The organism is Trichococcus patagoniensis, assembly GCF_003051085.1.
Classification (GTDB): Bacteria; Bacillota; Bacilli; order Lactobacillales; family Aerococcaceae; genus Trichococcus; species Trichococcus patagoniensis.
In genome coordinates, this window is sequence record NZ_QAOM01000036.1 from 1 (window position 1) to 3,244 (window position 3,244).

Consider the following 3,244-nt stretch of genomic DNA (forward strand, 5'->3'; position numbering starts at 1 on the left):
CCTACTCTCACAAAGGGAAACCCTTCACTACAATCGGCGCTAAGAAGCTTAACTTCTGTGTTCGAGATGGGAACAGGTGTGACCTTCTTGCCATCGTCACCGCACATTTTTCAAGAGAACCTTGTTCTCTCAAAACTGAATCTACAAATTTAAAGGGAACCCGAAAACACCGCTTGAGTTTTCTTCTTTTTAAAAATTGGTTAAGTCCTCGACCGATTAGTATTGGTCCGCTCCATACATCGCTGTACTTCCACTCCCAACCTATCTACCTGATCATCTCTCAGGGGTCTTACTCACTTAAAGTGATGGGAAATCTCATCTTGAGGGGGGCTTCACGCTTAGATGCTTTCAGCGTTTATCCCGTCCACACATAGCTACCCAGCGATGCTCTTGGCAGAACAACTGGTACACCAGCGGTGTGTCCATCCCGGTCCTCTCGTACTAAGGACAGCTCCTCTCAAATTTCCAACGCCCGCGACGGATAGGGACCGAACTGTCTCACGACGTTCTGAACCCAGCTCGCGTACCGCTTTAATGGGCGAACAGCCCAACCCTTGGGACCGACTACAGCCCCAGGATGCGATGAGCCGACATCGAGGTGCCAAACCTCCCCGTCGATGTGAACTCTTGGGGGAGATAAGCCTGTTATCCCCAGGGTAGCTTTTATCCGTTGAGCGATGGCCCTTCCATGCGGAACCACCGGATCACTAAGCCCGACTTTCGTCCCTGCTCGACTTGTAGGTCTCGCAGTCAAGCTCCCTTCTGCCTTTACACTCTACGAATGATTTCCAACCATTCTGAGGGAACCTTTGGGCGCCTCCGTTACATTTTTGGAGGCGACCGCCCCAGTCAAACTGCCCGTCTGACACTGTCTCCCTGCTCGCTAAGAGCAGCGGGTTAGAGTGGTCATATCACAAGGGTAGTATCCCACCGTTGCCTCCTCCGAGACTGGCGTCCCGGTATCATTGGCTCCTACCTATCCTGTACATGTGATACAAACACGCAATATCAAACTGCAGTAAAGCTCCATGGGGTCTTTCCGTCCTGTCGCGGGTAACCAGCATCTTCACTGGTACTATAATTTCACCGAGTCTCTCGTTGAGACAGTGCCCAAATCGTTACGCCTTTCGTGCGGGTCGGAACTTACCCGACAAGGAATTTCGCTACCTTAGGACCGTTATAGTTACGGCCGCCGTTTACTGGGGCTTCAATTCAAAGCTTCGCTTGCGCTAACCTCTCCTCTTAACCTTCCAGCACCGGGCAGGCGTCAGCCCCTATACGTCATCTTTCGATTTTGCAGAGACCTGTGTTTTTGATAAACAGTCGCTTGGGCCTATTCACTGCGGCTGACCTTGCGGTCAGCACCCCTTCTCCCGAAGTTACGGGGTCATTTTGCCGAGTTCCTTAACGAGAGTTCTCTCGCACACCTTAGGATTCTCTCCTCAACTACCTGTGTCGGTTTGCGGTACGGGCAGTTACTTTCTCACTAGAAGCTTTTCTTGGCAGTGTGACATCAGGAACTTCGCTACTAAATTTCGCTCCCCATCACAGCTTGTCCTTAAGAGAAAAAGCATTTCACTCGTTCTCAGACTTGCTGCTTGGACACACATTTCCGATCGTGTGCATTCCTTAGCCTCCTGCGTCCCTCCATCGCTCAAACAAAAGCAACTGGTACAGGAATATCAACCTGTTGTCCATCGCCTACGCCTATCGGCCTCAGCTTAGGTCCCGACTAACCCTGGGAGGACGAGCCTTCCCCAGGAAACCTTAGTTATTCGGTGGACGGGATTCTCACCCGTCTTGCGCTACTCATACCGGCATTCTCACTTCTAAGCGCTCCACCAGTCCTCACGATCTGGCTTCGATGCCCTTAGAACGCTCTCCTACCACGGAACCCGAAGGTTCCATCCACAGCTTCGGTGATCTGTTTAGCCCCGGTAAATTTTCGGCGCAGGGTCACTCGACTAGTGAGCTATTACGCACTCTTTAAATGATGGCTGCTTCTGAGCCAACATCCTAGTTGTCTGTGCAACCCCACATCCTTTTCCACTTAACAGATACTTTGGGACCTTAGCTGGTGGTCTGGGCTGTTTCCCTTTTGACTACGGATCTTATCACTCGCAGTCTGACTCCCGGATCTAAATCAATGGCATTCGGAGTTTATCTGAATTCGGTAACCCGAGAAGGGCCCCTAGTCCAAACAGTGCTCTACCTCCATGATTCGCATATCCGAGGCTAGCCCTAAAGCTATTTCGGAGAGAACCAGCTATCTCCAAGTTCGATTGGAATTTCTCCGCTACCCACACCTCATCCCCGCACTTTTCAACGTGCGTGGGTTCGGTCCTCCAGTGCGTATTACCGCACCTTCAACCTGGACATGGGTAGGTCACTTGGTTTCGGGTCTACGACCTCATACTTATTCGCCCTATTCAGACTCGCTTTCGCTACGGCTCCGTCTTTTCAACTTAACCTCGCATGAAATCGTAACTCGCCGGTCCATTCTACAAAAGGTACGCCATCACCCATTAACGGGCTTTGACTACTTGTAGGCACACGGTTTCAGGTACTGTTTCACTCCCCTTCCGGGGTGCTTTTCACCTTTCCCTCACGGTACTGGTTCACTATCGGTCACTAGGGAGTATTTAGCCTTGGGAGATGGTCCTCCCGGATTCCGACGGAATTTCTCGTGTTCCGCCGTACTCAGGATACTGGTAGAGCTGATTTGGATTTCGCATACGGGGCTATTACCCTATTTTGCGCAACTTTCCAGTTGGCTTCTGCTATCCATTGCAGTCTCATGTCCCAGTCCTACAACCCCAAAGAGCAAGCTCTTTGGTTTGGGCTTTTCCCGTTTCGCTCGCCGCTACTAAGGGAATCGAATTTTCTTTCTCTTCCTGCAGGTAATGAGATGTTTCAGTTCCCTGCGTGTTCCTCGATACACCTATGTATTCAGTGTAACGTAATATCCTATCAAAGATATTGGGTTGCCCCATTCGGAAATCTCCGGATCAAAGCTTACTTACAGCTCCCCGGAGCATATCGGTGTTAGTCCCGTCCTTCATCGGCTCCTAGTGCCTAGGCATCCACCGTGCGCCCTTATTCACTTAACCTATGGTTAAGCTCGCCATTGCTGGCTTGCTAACTTATTTCGTTAAAAACTCATTTAAGTTAACTTAAAACGCGGTAAAATGTTTAGGTTTCTTACTTTATTTTTGTAGTATTCAGTTTTCAAAGAACAAATTTA

General features: G+C 50.0%; 2 rRNA genes. Both read right to left on the reverse strand.

The annotated features are described in order from the left end of the window. Positions 1-104, reverse strand: a 5S ribosomal RNA gene (rrf, locus tag C8U37_RS14200); the annotation flags it as partial. A gap of 92 nt (positions 105-196) precedes the next feature. Continuing rightward, a 23S ribosomal RNA gene (locus C8U37_RS14205) occupies positions 197-3,110 on the reverse strand. Between the last annotated feature and the right edge of the window lie 134 nt (positions 3,111-3,244).